The 15964-nt window shown below is 71.8% G+C and carries 18 protein-coding genes; 7 read left to right on the top strand and 11 right to left on the bottom strand.

From position 1 onward, the window contains the following. Positions 1–195: 195 nt before the first annotated feature. Together DPM19_RS03885 and DPM19_RS03880 are read left to right on the top strand one after the other, a co-directional pair. On the top strand, positions 196–981 hold the full coding sequence (locus DPM19_RS03885; protein WP_158566688.1) for an SAM-dependent methyltransferase: 786 nt from the start codon (positions 196–198) through the stop codon (positions 979–981). Between the two features lie 45 nt (positions 982–1026). Further along, a complete protein-coding gene (locus tag DPM19_RS03880) occupies positions 1027–1653 on the top strand; it encodes a DsbA family protein (protein WP_111863423.1) in 627 nt (208 codons plus the stop codon). Here DPM19_RS03880 and DPM19_RS35610 read toward each other — a convergent pair. From DPM19_RS35610 to DPM19_RS03865, 3 genes are all read right to left on the bottom strand, one after another. Further along, positions 1619–1939 carry a DUF4291 family protein gene (locus tag DPM19_RS35610; RefSeq protein WP_199484837.1) on the bottom strand — a complete coding sequence of 107 codons (321 nt, stop codon included), beginning with the start codon at positions 1937–1939 and terminating at the stop codon, positions 1619–1621. The genes DPM19_RS03880 and DPM19_RS35610 overlap by 35 nt on opposite strands. A 116-nt stretch (positions 1940–2055) precedes the next feature. Then, positions 2056–2433 (bottom strand): hypothetical protein, encoded by a 378-nt coding sequence (locus DPM19_RS03870; protein ID WP_111863422.1) that lies wholly within the window; start codon positions 2431–2433, stop codon positions 2056–2058. Between the two features lie 209 nt (positions 2434–2642). Then, positions 2643–2909 (bottom strand): hypothetical protein, encoded by a 267-nt coding sequence (locus DPM19_RS03865; protein ID WP_111863421.1) that lies wholly within the window; start codon positions 2907–2909, stop codon positions 2643–2645. A 222-nt stretch (positions 2910–3131) separates the two neighbouring features. Here DPM19_RS03865 and DPM19_RS03860 point away from each other — a divergent pair, with 222 nt between their 5' ends. Continuing rightward, positions 3132–3572, top strand: a complete 441-nt coding sequence (locus DPM19_RS03860) for a VOC family protein (protein ID WP_111863420.1) — start codon at positions 3132–3134, stop codon at positions 3570–3572. Between the two features lie 7 nt (positions 3573–3579). Here the strand turns inward: DPM19_RS03860 and DPM19_RS03855 are convergent, their stop codons facing one another. Beyond that, positions 3580–4497: a helix-turn-helix domain-containing protein gene (locus DPM19_RS03855; protein WP_111863419.1), complete on the bottom strand. Its 918-nt coding sequence runs from the start codon at positions 4495–4497 to the stop codon at positions 3580–3582. Between the two features lie 199 nt (positions 4498–4696). On the opposite strand from DPM19_RS03855, the gene DPM19_RS03850 reads away from it, so the two are divergent. Further along, a complete protein-coding gene (locus DPM19_RS03850) occupies positions 4697–5035 on the top strand; it encodes a hypothetical protein (protein ID WP_111863418.1) in 339 nt (112 codons plus the stop codon). Positions 5036–5111: 76 nt separating this feature from the next. Here DPM19_RS03850 and DPM19_RS03845 read toward each other — a convergent pair whose 3' ends face one another. Together DPM19_RS03845 and DPM19_RS03840 are read right to left on the bottom strand one after the other, a co-directional pair. Continuing rightward, positions 5112–5840, bottom strand: coding sequence for a TIGR03943 family putative permease subunit (locus DPM19_RS03845; RefSeq protein WP_158566687.1), 729 nt, complete (start codon positions 5838–5840; stop codon positions 5112–5114). Next, positions 5837–6874, bottom strand: coding sequence for a permease (locus tag DPM19_RS03840; RefSeq protein WP_111863416.1), 1038 nt, complete (start codon positions 6872–6874; stop codon positions 5837–5839). The genes DPM19_RS03845 and DPM19_RS03840 overlap by 4 nt, the downstream gene beginning before the upstream one ends. 568 nt (positions 6875–7442) lie before the next feature. Here DPM19_RS03840 and DPM19_RS03835 point away from each other — a divergent pair. Next, a complete protein-coding gene (locus DPM19_RS03835) occupies positions 7443–8066 on the top strand; it encodes a hypothetical protein (protein WP_111863415.1) in 624 nt (207 codons plus the stop codon). Here the strand turns inward: DPM19_RS03835 and DPM19_RS03830 are convergent. Then, positions 8056–9315 (bottom strand): ArgE/DapE family deacylase, encoded by a 1260-nt coding sequence (locus tag DPM19_RS03830; RefSeq protein ID WP_111863414.1) that lies wholly within the window; start codon positions 9313–9315, stop codon positions 8056–8058. The genes DPM19_RS03835 and DPM19_RS03830 overlap by 11 nt on opposite strands. Beyond that, the gene (locus DPM19_RS03825) at positions 9312–10259 is read right to left on the bottom strand and encodes a methionyl-tRNA formyltransferase (RefSeq protein WP_111863413.1); all 948 of its coding nucleotides are present in this window, start codon (positions 10257–10259) and stop codon (positions 9312–9314) included. Before DPM19_RS03825 ends, DPM19_RS03830 begins: the two co-directional genes overlap by 4 nt. Before the next feature lie 222 nt (positions 10260–10481). Between DPM19_RS03825 and DPM19_RS03820 the strand changes: the two genes are divergently transcribed. After that, positions 10482–11798, top strand: coding sequence for a lysine N(6)-hydroxylase/L-ornithine N(5)-oxygenase family protein (locus DPM19_RS03820; RefSeq protein WP_111863412.1), 1317 nt, complete (start codon positions 10482–10484; stop codon positions 11796–11798). Positions 11799–11826: 28 nt separating this feature from the next. Here DPM19_RS03820 and DPM19_RS03815 read toward each other — a convergent pair whose 3' ends face one another. Genes DPM19_RS03815 through DPM19_RS03805 form a run of 3 tightly spaced genes read right to left on the bottom strand, consistent with a single transcriptional unit; the run spans position 11827 to position 14724 of the window. Beyond that, complete coding sequence (locus DPM19_RS03815) at positions 11827–12648, bottom strand: ABC transporter ATP-binding protein (protein ID WP_111863411.1); 822 nt, start codon at positions 12646–12648, stop codon at positions 11827–11829. Position 12649: 1 nt separating this feature from the next. Next, positions 12650–13705: a FecCD family ABC transporter permease gene (locus DPM19_RS03810; protein WP_111863410.1), complete on the bottom strand. Its 1056-nt coding sequence runs from the start codon at positions 13703–13705 to the stop codon at positions 12650–12652. Next, on the bottom strand, positions 13702–14724 hold the full coding sequence (locus DPM19_RS03805) for a FecCD family ABC transporter permease (protein WP_233509841.1): 1023 nt from the start codon (positions 14722–14724) through the stop codon (positions 13702–13704). The genes DPM19_RS03810 and DPM19_RS03805 overlap by 4 nt, the downstream gene beginning before the upstream one ends. 182 nt (positions 14725–14906) lie before the next feature. Here DPM19_RS03805 and DPM19_RS03800 point away from each other — a divergent pair, with 182 nt between their 5' ends. After that, positions 14907–15920, top strand: coding sequence for an iron-siderophore ABC transporter substrate-binding protein (locus DPM19_RS03800; RefSeq protein ID WP_111863883.1), 1014 nt, complete (start codon positions 14907–14909; stop codon positions 15918–15920). Positions 15921–15964: the final 44 nt, after the last annotated feature.

The raw sequence follows: 15964 nt of genomic DNA, 5'->3' as shown, positions 1-15964 counted from the left end.
AAGGATTGGCCATCACCGGTGTCCGAAAGAGCAGGACACCGTTCACGAGCGGAACCCGGATCGGCGCGCCGACCCGCTCACCGGGCGCCACGGGAGAGGGGCACCGGGCAAACCCGGCCTCCGGCACCGTTCAAGATCTGTTCTCGTGCGGACGGCCGAAGGAACGGTGCGGCGGGCGGCGGGCAGGGGACCAGCGTGAACGAGGCCGGACGGCCGAAACGCCGGAGGATTTCCAGCGCCCGGATCTACAACGAGTCGATCGGAGCGCGCAGCGGTACCTCCGCCGATCTGGCGGTGCTCGGCGCCCTGGACGAGGCCATGCAACTGCGGGGGATGCCCGGGGTGGAGAACCGTTCCTTCCTGGTCCGCGCCGTGGACTACCTCGCCCGGCAGGGCGTCGGGCAGTTCCTCGACATCGGGGTGGGGCTGCCGGCCTGGGGCAACGTCTACCAGGTGGCCCGCCGGCACCGGCCGGACGCCGCGGTGGCGTGTGTGGACCACGATCTCGAAGTGGTGGCGGCCTGGCGGGAGATCGCCGCGGAGCACGAGCCGATGCGTTCGGTGTACGCCGACGTGCGCCGGCCCCGGGAGATCCTGGAACACCCCGAGGTGCGGGCGGTGATCGACTTCGACCGGCCGGTGGGCCTGCTGCTGACCGCCGTCCTGCACCTGGTGGGCGTGGAGCACGACCAGCGGAAGATCGTTCGGACGCTGACCGACGCGCTGCCGTCCGGCAGCCACCTGGTGCTGTCCCATGTCAGTGACCAGCGGCAGCCCGCGGAGGCCTTCGAGCGGGTGCGCCGGATCGTCGAGTCGGCCGGCTCCGCCTTCACCGTCACATCCCCCGGACAGGTCGCCGAAATGTTCGGCGGCCTCGAACTGGTCGAACCCGGCCTGGTCATGGTGGAGGACTGGCGCCCGGTCCGGGCCACGAGGCGTAGTGCCGGGTGGTACATCGGCGGGGTCGGCCGCAAGCCCTGACTGCCCGGCGAGGTTAACGTGGACGGGTAACCGACGCGGAGGTGGATGGTGCCGGGGAAACACCTTGTGGACTTCTGGTTCGATCCCTCGTGCCCGTACACGTGGATCACCTCCCGGTGGCTGCTGGAGGCGGCGCGGGTCCGGCCGATCGAGATCCGCTGGAACGTGATGAGCCTGTCGGTGCTCAACGAGCACCGTGACGACGACCCCGAGGGCGACCCGGAAGGCTACCTCTGGCTCCCGGCCCGGCTCTGCGCGGCCGTGCAGCAGGAGCACGGCCACGCCGCGCTCGGCCGGCTGTACACCGCGATGGGCACCCGCTTCATCGTGCGGGCCGAGGAGAGCGGGTTCGAACCCGCCCTGGACGACGCCGGGCTGCCGACGGAACTGGCCGGCGCTGCCTGGTCGCCGGAGTACGACGGCCCGCTGCGCGCCTCCCACCAGGCCGGCGTCGATCTGGTCGGCGAAGGGGTCGGCACCCCGATCCTCGCCCTCCCGCCGACGGAGGACGGCCGGCGGCCGGCGTTCTTCGGCCCGGTGATCTCCCCGGCTCCCCAGGGCGAGCGGGCCGGCCGGCTCTGGGATGGGCTGCTCCTACTGGCCGGCGTTCCGGGGTTCTTCGAGCTCAAGCGCACCCTCACCGGAGAGCCGGACTTCGGCGGCGCGAGCTGAACCGGCGGTTCCGCCGGCTCAGCGCATGCCGAGCCGGCGGGCGAGGTCGGGCGGCAGGGGATAGACCCGCTCCGGGGGGAGCAGGCGCTTGGCCCGGTCTGCGGTGCATCAGCCAGCGGAACGACGGTTTGATCCAGGTCATCCGCCCGGTCGAGAACGGCGGGACGAACCGCTGCGCGGCCAGCGCGGGGCGCGCGATCGCCGGGCCGTAGGCCTGGTAGACCACGATGGTGTCGCGATCGTGGTCGGCCCGGATCTCGCGGTCCACCGTGCTCCCTGCCGTCATCCGCCGGACGCCGGTGCCGTCCGAATACCCGCAGATCCGACCGTAGGGGCCGGTACCGCCCGAAGCCACCGAATTTCCGGTCGGGTCGGGTCATGGCCTCCGGGAGGCGGGCGGGTTCACCGGCCCGCAGCGGCGCCGTCTCGTTCCGGGCGCGTGGCGCGTGGGTCGGCGGAGTCGGCGTCCAGTGCCGGGTCGACGGCGAGCCGGCCCAGGGCCGCCGCGGTGACGACCTTCTCCCAGCCGGCCGGGAGCGCGGCCTGGGCGGACTTGTAGAGTTCGTCCGCGCGGGCGAAGTCGGGGTCGTCGTCGGCGCTCAGCTCGATGAGTTCGGCGAGCAGTGCCAGGCCCGCGGGTTCGCCGGTCGGAGCGGCCCGCCGGATCTCGGCCAGCCGGTCCTCGATCCCGGGTGGGCCGATGAGCCCGGTGAGCGCGTGGACCTGCCGGACGGACGGCTCCACGGACTCCGGCTGGGGCGGCGATGTCGGTTCGGGCATGAGGGCTCCTCGACGCTGGCGGACGGCTCCGGCGCGGGCCCGTCCGTTCGGGGTGGGGGCGGGTGGTTCCGGAGGCGGCCCTGTTCAGGCGAAGCTACCGCGCTGCTCTGCATTACCGGCGGGTTAGCGGCGATCGGCATCGGAAACACCGGGATCTGAAGTAAGGACGAGTCGCCGGGTGCGCGGCTACGGGTGGCGGTGATTCCCGCTCAGGGGCCGGTGCGCCGCAGCAGTTCCTCCACGATCACGCTCTGGTAGGGGCGCGACACGTCGGGTTGGTAGGTCAGCCGGGCGAGGGCCACACCGCCCTGGTCACGGATCTCGAAGGTGTAACCGCCCTGGGAGCGCTCGATGTCGGCGGATTCCTGGTCGTGCCGGAGCCGGCACATGGTGTCGACCTTGTCGAGTGCCACTTCCAGGGTGTCGGCACCGGTGATGAACCTGGTCGGTTCGCCGGTCTCCCAGATCTCGAACATTCATGTGTCCTGTCGGCGGTCGTGGGGTGGGAACGACGCTGTCTGTGGAATTCGGCGCGACGGATGGTTCGCGCACACGGGACAGCATGCGGGGATTCGGTGGAATCTTCAACTATTCCACGGAATCGTTTCCGGAGGAGCGTGGCCGATTCCGACAATACGGAACAACGGTCGGAGCGGGAGGATGGCGTGACCCGCCGTCCACTGGGGAGAGAGACCGACATGCAACCACGAGTCGACCTGATCACGCTCGGCGTGCCGGACCTGGCCGCCGCCCGCCGCTTCTACGTCGAGGGGCTGGGCTGGGAGCCCATGACCGAGGTCGAGGGGGAGATCGTCTTCCTCCAGGTCGGGCACGGGCTGGCGCTCGCCCTCTTCGGCGCGGAGGACCTGGAGAAGGACCTCGGCGGCACCGCCCCGGCCGGCGGACCGACCGGGATGACGCTGGCGCACAACGTGGGCGGCGAGAAGGAGGTCGTCGAGGTGATGAACCGGGCCGCCGCGGCCGGTGCGGCGATCCTGAAGGAGCCGCAGCCCGCCGCCTTCGGCGGCTTCCACGGCTACTTCGCCGACCCGGCCGGGTTCCGCTGGGAGGTCTGCCACAACCCGGGCTGGAGCGTCGGCCCGGACGGCCGTCCCGCCATTGTCCCGGTCGACGGCTGACCCCGGATCAGAGTCGATCGAGCAGTTCCTCGAGCAGGCCCTGGGTGGCCGGGGCGGGTCGCGCCTCCACGGCGAGGCGGTCCATCACATGCCGGTACCGGTCGATGTCGTCGGACTTCTCCAGGTAGAGCGCGCTGGTGAGCTGCTCCAGGTAGACGACGTCGGAGAGGTCGCGCTCCGTGAAGCGCAGGATCGAGAAGGGCCCGCCGGCGGCGGCGTGCCCGCCCGCGTCGAACGGGATCACCTGCAGTGTGACCGTGTTGGCCTCGGTGAGGTGGATCAGGTGCCGTAGCTGGGTGCGCATCACGTCCCGGCCGCCCAGCGGCCGGCGCAGCGCGGCCTCGTCCACGACGGCCCAGAAGCGCAGCCGGTCGGGGCCGTTGTGGATGCGCCGCTGCCGGGTCATCCGGACGTTGACGCGGCGTTCGATCTCGGCGGCGGGGGCGTCGGGGTGACCCAGCCTGATGACGGCGCGGGCGTAGTCCTCGGTCTGCAGCAGGCCGGGGACGAACTGGACCTCGTAGGTGCGGATGAGGGCGGCCGCCTGTTCGAGGCCGATGTAGACCTCGAACCAGGAGGGGAGGACGTCGTTGTACTGGTGCCACCAGCCCGGGGTGTTGGCCTGTCGCGCCAGGTCGAGCAGTGACTCGCGATCCTTCGGATCGGTCACGCCGTAGAGGGTCAGCAGGTCGGCGACGTCGCGGTGCTTGAACCCGACCCGGCCGTTCTCCATCCGGCTGATCTTGGAGTGCGAGCCGCGGATCGCGTGCCCGGCGTCCTCGGTGGAGATCCCGTGTCCCTCGCGCAGCCGTCGTAACTGGGTGCCCAGCAGCATGCGCAGCGCCGTCGGCCCGCCGCGCGGGTAGGACAGGACCTGTCCGCCGGACGGGGTGACGTCGCCGGTGTCCACCGGACTGGGGCTCATGAAAGGCGCTCCTCGGGAGGGGCCGGGCCTGGGCACGTCGGGTGTCCAGTCTTTCATGTCCAGCCGCCTGCCGGGGGGCCGCACAGCGGCCGCCGCGTTGATTCTGTGAGAATGCACGTGCATCAGATCTTGCACCTGCACAGTAGATCAGGACAGGATGGCCCGGACAGGGCCACGTGAACTCCTTGGAGAGATCGCGATGACAGGACATCTGAACGCCAGTGACCGAGAAGCGCTGCGCCTCGCGCATGAACTGCGCGAGGAACTGCGGCAGACCCTCAGACCGGGGGCGACGTCGGACACTCCGGCGGTATCCCCGTACGTCGACGCCGCCGGCCGGCCGAGCGCCCTGGTGCGCATGGACGCCGACTCCGCGCGAGTGCTGATGATGATGCTGAGCGAGTACCGTGCTGTGCTCGCGGGCCGCCACCAGGCGGTCGGCGCGCCGGCGCACGAGTTCGAGCCCCGGCATGACCCGATGCCGGCGCCGTACCCGGTCGGCGCGCCGGGTCAGCCACTGGCGCCGATGTACCCCTGAACCGAGGGCCCGGCGGTTCCGCCGGGCCGGCCGGAGCCCCCGACGCCGTGGGCCCTGTGGCTGCCGGGACTCCCCGTCACTCGTACTGGTTCTTGGGCTTCTTGATCGGCCGTGTGTGCTGCGCCCGCACCTCGTGCACTCCGGTGACGGGCGCACCCGCGGTGGGCGGCATCCAGGTGCCGACCACCGACACCCACGTGTCGGTCTTGGGCCGGGCCGCGCCGTGCACGATGACCCGCATCGGGATCGCGTCGCCCGCGCAGCAGGCCATCCGCAGCCGGGTGAGGTACCAGCCCTCTCCTTGGGGCCGCGGTGCCGCGAAGCCCGACAGCTGGACCGGGATGCCCCGCAGCGTGCCGGGGTCGCCTGTCTGCGCCTCGAACGAGCGGCCGATGAACTCGCTGATCGTCATGGCCAGCGGGCCTCCGGTCGGACGCAGCGCGCCGTAGCCCTCGTCGGGGGCGGGCGGCGCCGCGGTCCGGGTGGAGTTGCGGTCGGCGGTGAAGGAGCCCAGCGCCGGCGGCGCGATCAGGAAGATGCCCAGCGCCGGCAGGCAGAGCAGCCAGGCCACCCGCGGGCCGTGGTGCCCGTGGTCGTCGTGCCCGTGGTCGTCGTGGTCGTCGGCGTCGTGCCATTCGCGGCGCAGCCCGGCGGCGCCCAGCACGACCACCGCCACCGCTGCGGCGATCAGAGCCCAGCGGAACCACGGCTTGACGTAGTTGAGGTACTCGTCGGTGGCCACGGTGATCCACAGCGTGGCGGCGCCGAGCGTGATCAGCAGGAGGTTCTGCGCAGACTTCGTCACAACAGCACCCATCCCACCAGGGAACTGACCCCCACCGCCAGGGCGAAGGTCAGTGGAATGAATCGCACCGCGAACCGGCGGCCGAAGAAGCCGGTCTGCAGGGCGATGAGCTTGAGGTCCACCATCGGGCCGACCACCAGGAAGGTGAGCTTGGCGGTGGGGGAGAACTGGCTCAGGCTGGCCGCCACGAACGCGTCGGCCTCCGAACAGATCGACATCAGCACCGCCAGCACCGCCAGCGTCAGCACCGCGGCCCAGGGGATCCCGGCGATCCCGGTCACCCACTCGGCCGGTACCACGACGTTGATGGTGGCGGCCGCGACGCCGCCGACCACGAGGAACCCTCCGGCATGCATGATGTCGTGCCGCATGGCCTGGCGGAACGCCTCCCAGCGCCGGCCGGCCTCGGCGTGCGGGCGGGCGGGGATCTTCAGCCACTCGCCCCGGCCGAACAGCAGCCACGCCCAGCCCGCCAGCACGGCGACCAGCAGCGAGGCGCCGAACCGCCCCAGCACCATCTCGGGCTGACCGGGGAACGCCACCGCGGTCGCGATCAGCACGATGGGATTGATCGCGGGGGCCGCCAGCAGGAACGTCAGCGCCGCCGCGGGCGCCACCCCGCGCGCCATCAGCCCGCTCGCCACCGGGACCGAGGCGCACTCGCAGCCCGGCAGTACCGCCCCGGCTGCGCCGGCGACGGGTACGGCCAGGCCGGGCCGCCGCGGAAGCAGCCGGTTCCAGACGCCGGGCGGCACGAACGCCGTGATGGCCGCGGACAGCGCGACGCCGAAGACCAGGAAGGGCAGCGCCTGGACGCAGATGGCGACGAAGATGGTCGTCCAGGCGTCCAGCGCCCGCCCGCCCACCTCGGGGGCGACCCAGAGGCGGCCCGCGACCAGCAGGGCGGCCAGCGCGGCGAAGGTCAGCAGGGCCCGGGTTCCCGGCGCGGTGCGCCGGGCGGCCCAATCGGGGGGCGGATACAGATCGTCCTCGGCGGCCGTCCCTGCCCCGGCTCGGTCGGTCATGGCAATCATGGTGCCAGACACGATGGGTGCTCGTGGTACTACGGCCCGTTCCGGGGTGGCGTACCGGTGCTTTACCGGTCTCTCCCGATCCGGCCCGGCGGCGGGGAGCGGCCCGATCGGGCGCCATCCCTTATTCCACAGGCCTTTTCGAAGAATGGTCGGGTCTCCTGAGCCAGGCCCGGGCCAAAAAGATCTACCTTCATTCTGGATTAAACCCCAAAGATTTGGCTGTTCTGGTTCTCGTATGCTTATATGTGGCACCAAGCGGGGTCAAGAGCCCACCAACTTCGTATAGCCCATAGCGCATAGCCGTCAGCTCCCGGCTTCCGGCCGGAGTGGCCACCACCCTCGTTCCCATCTTGCTGACCTGCATGGATACAGGCGGTCGGGTTCGATCCGGTGATCTCCATGCAATTTTCCGCCGCGGTATCACAGTGCGCCGGAAAGGCATTTGCGGAGCCGCTTTCGCGGTCCTTGTGACGGCACTCCCTGACAGACGTCCATGCCCTCTCCCGGGGCCGTTTCCGCATACCCGAGTCGAAGCGAAACGGTTCCCGTCACCCCGGAAAGGATTTCCATGAAGCAGCAAGCGCTCAACACGGCCGTCGCCGGGATCCTCGGAGCCGTGTTCGTCGGCGGCGTCGCCGCCGGGGCCGCGACCAAGGTCGCCAACGCCGCCAACGAGGAGCCGACCGGGAACCGTGCGGCCGCGCAGTCCCAGGAACTGGCACTCGCGAGGGACTCCGAGCGACCGGTGTGGAAGATCCAGAAACGCCAGGGCGCCGCCGCGCCCGAGATGCGCTCTCGGGCCCTGGCCTCCGGCACCACCAAGGCGTCCTACTTCTGGGACGACGGGTCGGGTGTGCGGGGCGACACCGGCGCGCCCGCCGGCGGCAAGCCGATGCAGAAGGGCCTGTTCGCCAGCCCGAGCTGGCCGCTGCACAGCAAGGTCAGGGTGACCTACCAGGGCCGCAGCGTGACCGGCTTCGTCGGTGACCGCGGGCCGGGCGAGCCGTCGCACCGCGGCGTCATGCTCGACCTCGACACCTACACCTTCCGCTACCTCTACGACGGCGGGAAGCCGTCCAGCAACTACGACGCCGGGGTGGGCGCCGGCCACCTGAACGACGTCAAGTACGAGGTCCTCTCCTGGGGCTCCGGCGCCGGCGAGAAGGGCGCGCCCCAGCCGTTCAAGGGCTGACCCCAGCCGCCCCGGGAGCCGTCCCGCAGTGGTCCAGGGCGAGCAGGGCCAGCGCGTGCGCCGCGGTGACCACCTCGGAGATCCGCACGCGCTCGTCCGGAGCGTGCATCCGGTCGAGCTCGCCCGGGCCGTACTGGACGGTGGGGACGCCCGCCGCGGCGAGCAGCCGCAGGTCGCTCCCGTATGGGGCGCCCCAGACGTCCGGTGAGTCCAGTGCACGGCCGGCCGCCGCCCGATGGGCGGCGGCCAGCCGCGCCACCAGGTCACCGGCGGGCGGCGGGCCGGCCGCGAACCGGCCGCCCCACCACTCGACCTCGGCGCCGTGGCCGGTGACCGCGTCCTCCAGGGCCTGCCGGGCCGCCTCCACCGGCTCGCCCAGCGCCACGCCGATCCGGCCCTCGGCGACCAGCTCGCCGGGCACGGTGGCCGCCCAGTCGCCGGCGTGCACGGTGCCGACCTCGATCGCGTACGGGACGTCCCAGCGGCGCATCAGCAGGTCGACGTCGGCGTTGCGCCGCGCCTCCAGCTCGCGCAGCGCGGCGAAGACCGGCCAGAACCGCTCGACCGCGCTGATTCCCGCGGTGCGGCGGGCCGCGTGCGCCGCCCGGCCGGTGACCTTCAGCCGGAAGGTCAGCGCGCCCGCGTTGGCGGGGACCACGTCCAGCCCGGTGGGCTCGGGGATCACGCAGGCGTCCGCCCGCCAGCCCCGGTCGAGCAGACCGTAGGTGCCGAGCCCGCCGTCCTCCTCGCCGGCCACGCAGGCGACGATCAGGTCGCCGCGCAGCCGGATCCCGCACCGGCGCAGCGCCCGCACCGCGAACAGGGCGGCGACCAGGCCGCCCTTCATGTCGCAGGCGCCGCGCCCGTACAGCATCCCGTCGCGGACCAGCGCGTCGTAGGGTCCGCACTCGCGCCAGGCCGCCGGTTCACCGGGCGGTACCACATCGACGTGCCCGTTGAACATCAGCGACCGGCCGCCGCCGCTGCCGGGCAGCCGGGCGGCGACGCCCCAGGCCTCCACCCGCGGGACCTCCATGCCGGGGAAGTCCGGCCGTGCGGTCAAGTCCGCCAGCGGCAACCGCCAGTGGTCGACGTCCAGGCCCTCGGCGCGCAGCCATTCCGCCAGGCGGGACTGGATCGCCACTTCGCCGGGCGAGCCGCCCGGGCTGGGGATCCGGACCAGTTCGGTGAGCAGCCTGGTCAGGGCGCCGGTCTCGGCGGCCAGGGCGGCGGCGAGCCGGTCCCTCACGGGTGGCTCGTGAGGTAGCCGCCCATGGTGGTGAAGTACTCGGTGGCCGGCAGTTCGGTGCCGTCGTCGAGCCGGATCCGCTCGATGACCAGGCCGTGGCTGCGGCCGCGCCGCGCCTCGGCCCCGGCGACGATCACCACCCCGTCCCCCTCGCGGATGAAGATACGGCCCGGGGTGCCGCCGTAGATCCCCTTGGACACCGACGCCTTGATGACGCGGATGCGCTCGCCGCCGCGGTGGGTGAAGGCGTTGGGGTAGGGGTCGCACTGGGCGCGGATCAGCCGGTCGAGGTCCTCGGCGGGCCAGGTCCAGTCGATCCGGCTGTCTTCGATGGACCGCTTGTGGAAGAAGCTGGCCTGGGAACGGTCCTGCCGGGCCCAGTCGGTGCGGCCGGAGGCGATCAGCTCCAGCCCGTCCACGGTGATTGGGCCGAACAGTTCCAGGGTCCGGTGGAACAGGTCGGCGGCGGTGTCGGTGTCGCCCACGGGCACCGCCCGCTGGAGGACGACGTCGCCCGCGTCCATCTCCTCGGTCATCATGTGCGCGGTCACGCCGACCTCCTTCTCGCCGTTGATCAGCGCCCAGATCAGCGGGGCGAAGCCGGCGTACTTGGGCAGCAGCGAGTCGTGCACGTTGAGGGTGCCGTACCGGGGCAGGTCGAAGATGCGCGGCGGGATCCAGGTCCGCCAGTTGGTGGCGACGATGACGTCGGGGTCGGCCTCCTTGAGCCGGCTCATCAGCTCCTCGTCGTCGGGGCGGTTGCGCAGCAGGACGGGCAGGCCGTGCTCGGCGGCGAGGTCGGCCACCGAGTCGTCCCAGATCTTCTCGTAGGCGTGGTCGCTGGGCGGGTGGGTCACCACCAGGGGGATTTCGTGGCCGGCGTCCACGAGGGCCTGCAGCGTGCGGTGGCCCCAGGTCTGGTAGCCGAACATGACGACCCGCATACGTTTTCTCCTCGGGCAGGGGGGAAGATTAGGAGAACCTTTGTTAGGGGAGCCTAACCTACAGTGGTGTGGAGGGGTCCTTGACAGCCCCTGGCGGGCGGTGCTTGGGTGTGGTCAGGCTTGCCATTCTTAGGTAAGCCTTACCTAAGGTAATATGGGCGGCGCGTTCCGGCGCTCCCGTTCCCCCGAGTTCTCGTGAGTACGTTCCTGGAAAGGGCGCCCATGTCCCCCTCGTACGAGCATGTCCGCGATCTGGTCGGCATCGGCTTCGGCCCCTCGAACCTGGCCCTGGCGATCGCGCTGCGCGAGCATCGCGAGCAGACCGGCCAGGCGCTCGACGCGGTCTTCTTCGAGCGGCAACCCGCCTTCGGCTGGCATCGCGGCATGCTCCTGGAGGACGCCACCATGCAGGTGTCCTTCCTGAAGGACCTGGTCACCATGCGGAACCCGGGGAGCTCCTTCAGCTTCCTGCACTACCTGCAGGACAGGGGGCGGCTGGCCGACTTCATCAACCACAAGACCATGTTCCCCTCCCGGCTGGAGTTTCACGACTACCTGGAGTGGGCCGCCGCCCGGTTTCCCCATGAGGTCGAGTACGGCTCCGAGGTGGTCGCCGTCCGGCCGGTCGCCGGCGAAAATGGAACGGTCGAGTACTTCGACGTCGTCGTACGCCGGGGCGACGGCGCCGACGAACTCGCCACCACCCGCACCCGGAACCTGGTGATCGCGGCCGGGCTGGAGCCCGTGCTGCCCAAGGGCGTGGTGGCCGGCGAGCGCGTCTGGCACAGCAACGACCTGCTCCACCGGCTGCCCGGGCTCACCGACCCGCGCCGGGTGATCGTGGTCGGAGCCGGGCAGAGCGCCGCCGAGACCGCCGACCACCTGCACCGCACCTTCCCCGGCGCCGAGGTCTGCGCGGTCTTCGCCAAGTACGGCTACACGCCCGCCGACGACAGCTCCTTCGCCAACCGGATCTTCGACCCGGGGGCGGTCGAGGACTACTACGCCGCCCCGGAGTCGGTGAAGCGGATGCTCATGGACTACCACCACTCCACCAACTACTCGGCGGTCGACCTGGACCTGATCGACGAGCTCTACCGCCGGGCCTACCAGGAGAAGGTGCAGGGCGCCGAGCGGCTGCGGATCCTCAACGCCTCCCGCCTCGTCGCCGTCGCCGAGGACGGCGACGGGCTCCGCGCCACGGTGGAGTTCCTGCCGACCGGCGACCGCGCCGAACTGCGGGCCGACGCGCTGGTGTACGCGACCGGCTACCGGCCCGGCGACCCGCTGACCCTGCTGGGCGAGGCGGGGGAGTACTGCCTGCGCCGGCCGGAGGGCGGGCTGCGGGTCGAGCGCGACTACCGGATCGCCACCGCTCCGGAGCTGAGCTGCGGGATCTACGTGCAGGGTGCCACCGAGCACACCCACGGCCTCACCTCCACCCTGCTGTCCAACACCGCCGTCCGGGCGGGCGAGATCGTCCGCTCGCTCGCGGCGCGCCGCACCGCGGCCCCGGACACCTACGCCCTCACCCCCTGACCGGTACCGCCCGCCCCCCGGCACGCGTTCACAGGGGGGCGGGCGCGGTGTGGTGGCGGCCGATCGGAATGACCAGGGGAGTGCCGCTGACCGGGTCCGGGACGACCTGGCAGCGCAGGTCGAACACCTCCTCCACCAGCTCGCCGGTGACGATCCCGGCCGGCGGGCCCTCGGCGACGACGCGGCCGGCCTTCATCGCGATCACGTGGTCGGCGTAGCGGCAGGCCTGGTTCAGGTCGTGCAGCACCATCGCCACCGTCCGGCCCTCCCGCCGGTTGAGATCGACGATCAGGTCGAGGACGTCGATCTGGTGCGCGAGGTCCAGGAAGGTCGTCGGCTCGTCGAGCAGCAGGACGGGGGTGCCCTGGGCCACCGCCATCGCGATCCACGCCCGCTGCCGCTGCCCGCCCGACAGTTCGTCCACCGGGCGGTGCGCGTGTTCGAGCATCCCGGTGGCCTCCAGCGCCGCCGCGACGGCGTGCTCGTCGCCGGCCGACCACTGCCGCCACCACGACTGGTGCGGCGCCCTGCCCTGACCCACCAGGTCGAGCACCGTCAGCCCCTCGGGCGCGACCGGTTGCTGCGGCAGGATGCCCAGTTGCTGCGCCACCTGCCGGGTGGGCAGCGAGTGGATCGCCTGCCCGTCCAGATGCACCTCGCCCGACCGGGGCGCCAGCAGCCGGGCCAGCGCCCGCAGCAGGGTGGACTTGCCGCAGGCGTTGGCGCCCACGATCACGCTGATCTTGCCGGGCGGGAGCGTCAGGTCGAGGCCGTCGACCACGACCCGGTCGTCGTAACCCAGCCGGAGGCCGTGCGCCCGCAGCTCGGGCCGGTGCGGTGAGTGGGACATTTCAGCCTCCTGATCCGGAACGGTTGGTCCGGGCGAGCAGCCACAGCAGGAACGGCGCGCCCAGCACGCCCGTCACCACTCCGACCGGCAGGTCGCTGTCGAAGAACCGCTGGGCGAACAGGTCACTGGCCGACACGATCAGCGCACCGGTCAGCGCGGACGTCAGCAGCGGCGGCCCGGCCGTGCCGGCCAGCCGCAGCGCGACCTGCGGCGCGACCAGCGCCACGAAGGCGATCGGCCCGGCCGCCGCGGTGCCGAAGGCGATCAGGCCGACCCCGACCAGCACCAGGACCAGCCGGGCCCGCTGCACCGGGACGCCCAGCCCCGCGGCGACCTCGTCGCCGAACTGCAGCGCCCGCAGCCGGTGCGTCATCAGGAGCGCGGCGGGCAGCAGCACGGCCAGGGCCAGGGCCAGCGGGCGCACGTGCTCCCAGCCGCGGGCGTTCAGGTTGCCGACCAGCCAGCCCAGCGCCTGTTGGGCCTGGTGCAGCCGGGCCTTGGTCAGCAGCCACTCGGTGGCGCTGACGCACATCCAGGAGATGCCGATCCCGACCAGCACGATCCGGTAGCCGGTCGTACCGCGCCGCCAGGCCAGCACGTAGATCAGTGCCGCGCTGGCCAGCGCGCCGAGCAGGCCGAGGGCCGGGGCGCCGAGCCCCGCGCCGACGCCGAGCACGATCCCGGCGACCACGGCCGTGTCGGCCCCGGCACTGATGCCGATCATGTCGGGGCTGGCCAGCGGGTTGCGGGTCATGGCCTGGAAGATCGCTCCGGAGACGCCGAACGCCGCCCCCACGAGCAGGCCGACCAGCACCCGGGGCAGCCGCAGCTCCTGCACGATGAACACGGAGCCGCCGTCGCCGGCCCCCCACAGCGCGGGGACCACGTCGGCGAGCGGGACGGGGTAGTCACCGATGCTCAGCCCGGCGCAGCACACCGCGAAGACGGCCACGGCCAGGCCCAGGCAGGTCAGCAGGACCCGCGGGCGCACCACCGCGGAGACGGGCGGGCGGGACAGCCGGACGGCGGGCCGCCGCAGGCCGGTGGCGGCGCTCACAGCTCGGCCAGCCGGCGGCGGCGGACCAGGAGGATGAAGAAGGGGGCCCCGAGGAACGCGGCGACGATGCCCACGTTGATCTCCTCGGGCCGGGCCACCACCCGGCCGAGGGTGTCGGCGGCCAGCAGCAGCAGCGGGGCCAGGACCATCGAGAACGGCAGCAGCCAGCGGTGGTCCGGGCCGGTGATCACGCGGGCGGCGTGGGGCACCACCAGGCCGACGAAAACGACCGGGCCGACCACCGCCACCGCCGCACCGGTGAGCAGCGTCACGGCCAGGGCGCCCTGCAACCGGATCAGGCCTACCCGGCGGCCCAGCGACGCGGCCACGTCGTCGCCCAGGCCGAGGCTGTTGAGCGCGGGGGCCAGGGCCAGCGCGAGCACCACGCCGACGGCCACGAACGGCAGGAGTTGGAGCAGCACGCCGGTACCGCGGCCGGCCAGGGAACCGGCCGACCAGAACCGGTAGCGGTCGAGTGCCTCCGGGTCGACCAGCGCGATGCCCCGGGTGATCGAGGTCAGCAGGAAGGTGACGGCGACTCCGGCCAGTGCCAGCTTGACCGGCGTCGAACCGCTCCGGCCCATCCCGCCGAGCACGTACACGACCACGCTGGCGGCCAGCGCGCCCGCGAAGGCGAACCAAATGTAGCCGTACAGTGAGGACAGCCCGAACAGGCTGATGGCCAGCACCATGGCGAAGGCGGCGCCCGCGCTGACGCCCATCAGGCCGGGGTCGGCGAGCGGGTTGCGGGTGAGCGCCTGCATCACCGCGCCGGCCAGGCCCAGGGCCGCGCCGGCGAGCAGGCCGAGCAGGGTGCGCGGCACCCGGACGCCCCAGACGATCGCGTCGACCCGGGGATCGCCGGAACCGGTCAGGACCTGCACCACATCGCCGAGCGGTACCGCCCGGCTGCCCACCGCGATCGACGGCAGGCACATCAGCGCCAGCGCCGCCACCGCCGCGAGCAACAGCAGCGTCAGCCGTACGGTTCGGGCTCGGGTCGCCGGGGGTATCTCCAAGGGCGGCGAATTCTTGGTTATGGTCACGAAAACCCTATCTGCGGATATTAGGGCAGGCATACCTTAGCGGGCGGGATGGGGCAATAGCCGGGCGACCTTGTGATTAGGTAAGGCTCACCTTAGTATCGCTTGGCTGGTCCACGAACGATTGGACCGTGCCCCCGATCCCCGAAGAGGAACCGATGTCCATATCCCCCCGGCTCGCCGCCCCACGTTTCGTGGCGGTACTGCTCGCGCTCGTCCTCGCCCTGGCGCTGGCCGCCTGTGGCGGCGAGGAGGAGAAGGCCGCCACCGGCGGTGCCTCCCCGGCAGGCGCCGCCTTCCCGGTGAGCATCCAGCACAAGTACGGCACCACCGAGATCAAGTCCAAGCCCACCCGGGTGGTGACGCTCGGCCTGAGCGACCACGACGCGGTGCTCGCCCTCGGGGTGAAGCCGGTCGGCGCCATCGACTGGTTCAAGGAGCGCCCGTACGGCAAGTGGCCCTGGACGCAGCCGCTGTGGGGGTCCACCCCGCCCACCATCGTCGGCGAGCGTGACGACTTCCAGATCGAGAAGATCGCCGCGCTCCGGCCGGACCTGATCATCGCCCAGTACTCGGGCATGAACAAGGGCCAGTACGAGAAGCTCTCCAAGATCGCCCCGACCGTCGGGCAGTCTCCCAAGTACGACGACTACGCCATGCCCTGGCAGGAGATGTCCCGGGTGATCGGTCGCGCCCTCGGCGAAGAGAAGCGCATGAACGACCTGATCGCCGGTATCGAGAAGCGGTTCGCCGACGCCCGCAAGCAGTACCCGCAGTGGGCCGGCAAGACCGTCGCCGTCGTCGAGGCCTACGAGCCCGGCAAGTACGCCGTGTTCGCCCCGACCGACCCCAAGGTCGACTTCATGAAGTCGCTCGGCTTCGCCGTCCCCCCCAAGATCGTCCAGGCGGTCGGCAAGGAGTACGCGGCGGAGATCGGTTCCGAGCGGCTCGACCTGGTCGAGGTCGACCGGCTGGTCTTCCTGAACAGCGACCCCGCCGCCGAGAAGAACGTCAAGAACGACCGGGTCTACAAGACCCTCAAGGTCGCCCAGGAGAACCGGGCCCTGTTCGTTCCCTACGAGGAGCCGCCGGTCGGCGCGGCGCTGTCCTTCATGACCGTGCTGAGCATCCCGTACGCGCTCGACCAGCTGCTGCCGCTGCTGGCTCGCTGAACGCGCCCACGCATCACCACCACCGAGTACGGAGTCTGGAAGTC

Source organism: Actinomadura craniellae, assembly GCF_003289645.1.
Taxonomy (GTDB): Bacteria; Actinomycetota; Actinomycetes; order Streptosporangiales; family Streptosporangiaceae; genus Actinomadura_D; species Actinomadura_D craniellae.
The sequence above is the reverse complement of the archived record's forward strand: the minus strand, read 5'-3'. Positions and strand labels throughout refer to the sequence as shown.